The sequence below is a fragment of the Kitasatospora sp. NPDC057198 genome (assembly GCF_042670125.1).
Lineage (GTDB): Bacteria > Actinomycetota > Actinomycetes > Streptomycetales > Streptomycetaceae > Kitasatospora.
The window spans coordinates 1-5423 of the sequence record NZ_JBHUWH010000509.1; the positions used below are offsets into that span (position 1 = coordinate 1).

Below are 5423 nucleotides of genomic sequence, written 5' to 3' on the forward strand. Positions count from 1 at the left end.
GGCTGTGCGGAGCGGCCGGCCGGTCGCGTTCGCTGCGCGGAACGGGCCGGGCCGGGCCGGTCAGTCGGTCAGCCGGTGGCCGAGACCGGGCGGGCGGGTTCCGGGGCGGCCAGTCGGCGGAGCCGGCCCAGCAGGTCGTAGCCGTGGGCGGCGGCGACCAGGGTGACGTGGTGGTGCCAGCCGCGGTAGGAGCGGCCCTCGAAGTCGCCGAGGCCGTAGTTGCGGTGCAGCCGTTCGACGGTGTCGGCGGAGCGGCCGCGCAGCTCGGCGAGGGCGACCAGGTCGGGCAGCCGGTGCGCCGGCAGGTTGGTCACCCAGTAGGTGCGCGGCCGGGGGCGGCCGAACGGCCACTCGACCACCAGGCGGCGGGGTGCGGCGGGCGCCCCGGCGGAGCGGCCGGGGCGGGGGGCGTGCCCGTCGGAGAGCGGCAGCACCAGGAACTGCGAGTGCCGCACCCGGTCGGCGGGCCCCCGCCGCCAGGCCAGCACCGCGCGGTCGCCCTGCGGGGCCAGCTCGTCGGCGAGTTCGGCGGCCCGCCGGTGGACGACTGCGGACGTCCGGGGCGCGGGCCGGACGCCGGGGAGGACCGGCCGGGCCCGGCGGTCGCGGGCGGGCAGTGCGGTGTCGGCACCGACCTCGACCAGGTAGCCGGGCCCGCGCTCCTCCAGGCCGAGCAGCAGCGGTTCGACCTCCGGCTCGCCGCTCCAGTCGGCGAGCACGGGGGCGGTGGGCACCTCCCAGCCCGTCACCTCGTCGACCGAGTCGAGCAGGTGCTGCCAGCGCGGCAGGTGCCGGGCCTCCGCGGGGAGGTGGGCCCGGGCGCGCAGCTCCGGGTCGGCGTCCCACTGCGGGGGCAGGAGCAGCCGCCAGGTGACCGGCTGGGCGCCGTGCGGGTGGACCAGCGAAGTGGCCAGGGCCAGCTGGCAGTTCACGATGCGACCGGCGGCGGGGACGAACTGGCGGGCGACGCCGACCGAGCTGGTGCCGTTCTTGGCGAACACCACGTCGTCGACGACCCATGCCTGCGGGGCGGCGGCCGCGGTGACCAGTTCGGCGAGCCGGCGGCGGACGTCGCCCGACTCCCAGGGGGACTGGTTGACGAACTGCTGGATGGGCTGCACCAGGCGCCGCCCGAGCACCTCCTCGGAGATGTTGGCCGGGGTCCGGCGGCCGCCGGCCCGGCGCAGGCCGCGGAGGTAGACCTCGCCCCAGCGCCGCTGGTCGGAGCGGGCGAAGTGGTGGAAGAGGTCGTGGCAGTACGCGGAGACCCCGTCCGGCCGCGGACCGCCGCGCGGTGCACGTAAGTTCGAAATCATGGGCACATCGATCCTCGGGTGCGCCTCCCCCGCTGGGAGACCTCGCCGCGATGGATACAACAGCAGTTGTCAAATCTTGTCAATGGGATTTGTAAAGTCGCCGGGCGCGCCGGTGCGGCATGCCGTGCGAGGGGGAGGAGGAGGCGGGAGTGCGGCCACCGGCGGCCCGCGGCCGGAGCTGACACGGCGTGACGGACGGAGGGGGGCCCGTGCCCGTTCGGTTGCAAAGCGTTACGGCGGGTGGGCAGGAGAGTGCCCAGAGCCGGACTCGAACCGGCACGGCCTCGCGGCCAAGCAGTTTTAAGCTGCCCGTGTCTGCGTTCCACCATCTGGGCCAGGGAGCGCGGCTGACTCAGGCACTGAGCCTAGTCGGCCGGGCGACGGTTTCGCATATTTCCGGGCGTGGAAGTTGTCATGCTTCCATGACATCTGACGAAGCGTCTGGCGTTTCGGCCACACTTGGGTGGTTCTCGGCCACCGCGGCCCCGGGGAAGGGGTCATACCGCAGGAGGAGGGGGCGCCGGGAACCGTACGCCTGGCGGTGGTGGGACAACCGTCCGGCGGAGCGACGTGGGGGCGGCGGGCGGCGGGGAGGATGGAGTAGCGGTCGGAGGAGTCCTCGGAGCGGCCGCGCCGTGACGAACCCGCCCTCCCGGACTAAGGAGTCCACCGTGAGCACCTCGACCGCGTACGCCGCCCACACCGGTCTGGCGGCTGCCCGCGCCACCGGCCTGAACAAGGTCTACGGCGAGGGCGAGACCCGGGTCGTGGCGCTGGACGACGTCTCGGTCTCCTTCGGGCAGGGCGAGTTCACCGCGATCATGGGGCCCTCCGGCTCCGGCAAGTCGACGCTGATGCACTGCATGGCCGGGTTGGACAAGGTCAGCTCCGGTTCGGCCACCATCGGCGACACCGAACTGGTCGGGCTGAAGGACAAGCAGCTGACCAGGCTGCGCCGCGACAAGATCGGGTTCATCTTCCAGGCGTTCAACCTGCTGCCCACGCTGACCGCGCTGGAGAACATCACGCTGCCGATGGACATCGCCGGCACCAAGGTCGACCGGGCCTGGCTGGACCGCGTGGTGGAGACCGTCGGCCTGTCCGGGCGGCTCTCGCACCGGCCCGCGCAGCTCTCCGGCGGCCAGCAGCAGCGCGTCGCCTGCGCCCGGGCGCTGGCCTCCAAGCCGGAGATCATCTTCGCCGACGAGCCCACCGGCAACCTGGACTCCCGCTCCGGCGCGGAGATCCTCTCCTTCCTGCGCAACTCGGTGCGCGAGCTCGGCCAGACCGTCGTGATGGTGACCCACGACCCGGTCGCCGCCTCGTACGCGGACCGGGTGGTGTTCCTGGCCGACGGCCGGATCGTCGACGAGCTGCACCGCCCCACCGCCGACTCCGTCCTGGACCGGATGCGCCGCTTCGACGCCAAGGGCCGCACCAGCTGACGCCCCGCCGCCGCCCCGTCGACCCCGCCCGCACCCACCTCCCCGGGATCCCACCCATGTATCGCACCGCACTGCGCAACGTGCTGGCCCACAAGGGCCGCCTCCTGATGACGGTCCTGGCCGTGCTGCTCGGCACCGCCTTCGTGGCCGGCACCCTGGTGTTCTCCGACACCATGGGCCGGGCCATGCGCGACAGCTACTCCACCAGCTTCTCGGACGTCTCGGTGCTGGTCTCCGCCGACGGCGCGGACGACGGCCCGGTCGACCACGACGCCCCGCGCCCCGAGAAGGGCGCGCTGACCGAGGACACCGTGCAGCAGCTGGCCGCGCTGCCCGGCGCCGAGCGGGCCCGCGGCGTGGTCTCCGGCTTCACCGCCGTCGCCGACAAGAAGGGCAACCTGATCGGCGAGGCGTGGAGCGCCCGCGGCGCCAACTTCGTCCCGGACGCCTCCGGCGCGGACACCCGCTACCCGATGGCCCAGGGCCGCGGCCCGCGCACCGCGGGCGAGGTCGCGCTGAACCGGCAGGCCGCCGACAAGGCCGGCTACCACGTCGGCGACACCGTCCGGGTGGCCGGCAACGGCGCCGCCCGGGACGCCGTGCTCACCGGCGTGTTCACCACCGACGACCCGAAGGTCACCTCCGGCGGCACGCTGGTGCTGATGGACACCGCCACCGCCCAGCGCGAACTGCTGGCGCCGGGCCGCTTCAGCTCCGTGGTGCTGACCGCCAGGGCCGGCACCGGCGAGGCCCAACTGCTCGACCAGGCACGGGCGAAGGTTCCCGCCGAGGGCGTCGGGCTGAAGACCGGCCAGGAGCTCAAGGACGAGCAGACCAGGATGGTCGAGGACTCGGTCAGCGGCATGAAGACCATGCTGCTGGTGTTCGCCGGCATCTCGCTGTTCGTCGGCATCTTCATCATCGTCAACACCTTCACCATGCTGATCGCCCAGCGCCTCAAGGAGCTCGCGCTGCTGCGGGCGGTCGGCGCCAGCCGCGGCCAGGTCACCAGGTCGGTGCTGGTCGAGGCGCTCGCCATCGGCCTGGTCGCCTCGGTCGGCGGCCTGCTCGCGGGCATCGGCATCGGCGCCGGCCTGCAGTCCCTGCTGCACGCCTTCAACGAGGGCCTGCCCACCGGCTCGCTGGTGATCGCCCCGGTGACGATCGTCGGCACCCTGGTGACCGGCGTGGTGGTCACCGTGCTGTCGGCGCTGCTGCCCGCCGTCCGGGCCTCCCGGATCCCCCCGGTGGCGGCGATGAGCAGCGGCGACCAGCCCAGCACCCAGCGCGGCCTGCTGATCCGCAACTCGATCGGCGTGCTGCTGGCCGGCTCCGGCCTGGGCCTGATCCTGGCCGGCGCGAACAGCTCCGGCTCGTCGGCCCAGCACAAGCTGGAGCTGGGCGCCCCGCTCACCCTGATCGGCGTGTTCGTGCTGCTGCCGCTGCTGTCGCGCCCGGTGATCGCGCTGGTCGGCCCGGTGCTGGCCAAGGTGTTCGGCACCCCCGGCAAGCTGGCCCGGCTGAACGCGGTGCGCAACCCGCGCCGCACCGCCAGCACCGCGGCCGCGCTCACCATCGGCCTGACCCTGGTCACCGCGCTGACCGTGATCGGCAACTCGGTCACCAGCGCCGTCACCTCGATGGTCGGCGACACGATGAAGGCCGACTACGTGGTCGGCATGGTCAACGGCCGCGAGCTGTCCCCCGAGCTGACCGGGCTGGTCGCCAAGGCGGACGGGGTGAAGGCGGTCAGCCAGGTCGACAACGTCTGGTGGGACATCGAGGGCGTCGGCAGCAACCGCGCCATCGAGGGCTACGACGCCGCCGCCTTCGACCAGCTGGTCAACCTGACGATGAAGTCCGGCTCCACCGCGGCCCTCGGGCAGGACCAGGTCCTGGTCAACGAGGAGTTCGCCACCAAGCACCAGCTGGCGGTCGGCTCCACCCTGAAGGCCACCGCGGCCGAGGGCGCGTCCGTGACGCTCACCGTCGGCGGCGTCTTCGAGACCACCTCCGGCGTCTCCCCGATCGTGGCCCCCAACCGCCTGATCGAGGCCAACGACCCGCAGCCGCTGGTGCAGCAGATCCTGGTCAAGGGCACCGACGGCCCGACCTCCGCGCTGAAGCAGTCGCTCAAGGACGCCACCGGCCGCAACCCGGTGATGGAGGTCCGCACCCTGAAGGACATGGTCGACGAGTTCAGCCGGATCATCTCGACCATGCTCAACCTGATGTACGGCCTGCTCGGCATGGCGGTGGTCGTCGCCGTCCTCGGCGTGGTCAACACGCTCGCCATGTCGGTGTTCGAGCGCAAGCGCGAGATCGGCATGCTGCGGGCGATCGGCCTGGAGCGGCGCGGCATCAAGCGGATGATCCGCCTGGAGTCGGTGGTGATCTCGGTCTTCGGCGCCCTGATCGGCGTCCTGCTCGGCTGCTTCCTCGCCTGGGCCGCGACCCGCGTCCTGGCCTCCGAACTGAAGGGACTGACCACCGTGATCCCGTACGGCAGCGTGCTCCTCTTCCTCGGCCTCGCCGCCCTGGTCGGCATGGTCGCCGCCCTCTGGCCGGCCCGCCGGGCCTCCCGGCTGGACATCCTGACCAGCATCAAGACCGACTGACCGCGAGCGCTCGACGCGCGGAAGCCGCCCGCCCCTCGCCGAGG

General features: G+C 73.0%; 3 protein-coding genes and 1 tRNA gene. 2 read left to right on the forward strand and 2 right to left on the reverse strand.

Features of this window, described 5'->3' with window-relative positions:
- Positions 1-68: 68 nt before the first annotated feature.
- Positions 69-1316: an IS701 family transposase gene (locus ACFUEL_RS34285; protein WP_380241249.1), complete on the reverse strand. Its 1248-nt coding sequence runs from the start codon at positions 1314-1316 to the stop codon at positions 69-71.
- Between the two features lie 253 nt (positions 1317-1569).
- Positions 1570-1651 (reverse strand) — tRNA-Leu (locus ACFUEL_RS34290).
- Positions 1652-1987: 336 nt separating this feature from the next.
- Here ACFUEL_RS34290 and ACFUEL_RS34295 point away from each other — a divergent pair.
- Both ACFUEL_RS34295 and ACFUEL_RS34300 read left to right on the forward strand, forming a co-directional pair.
- Entirely contained in the window at positions 1988-2761 is a 774-nt protein-coding gene (locus ACFUEL_RS34295) for an ABC transporter ATP-binding protein (RefSeq protein WP_380241251.1), read from the forward strand.
- A 56-nt stretch (positions 2762-2817) separates the two neighbouring features.
- A complete protein-coding gene (locus ACFUEL_RS34300; RefSeq protein WP_380241253.1) occupies positions 2818-5379 on the forward strand; it encodes an ABC transporter permease in 2562 nt (853 codons plus the stop codon).
- Positions 5380-5423 lie beyond the last annotated feature (44 nt).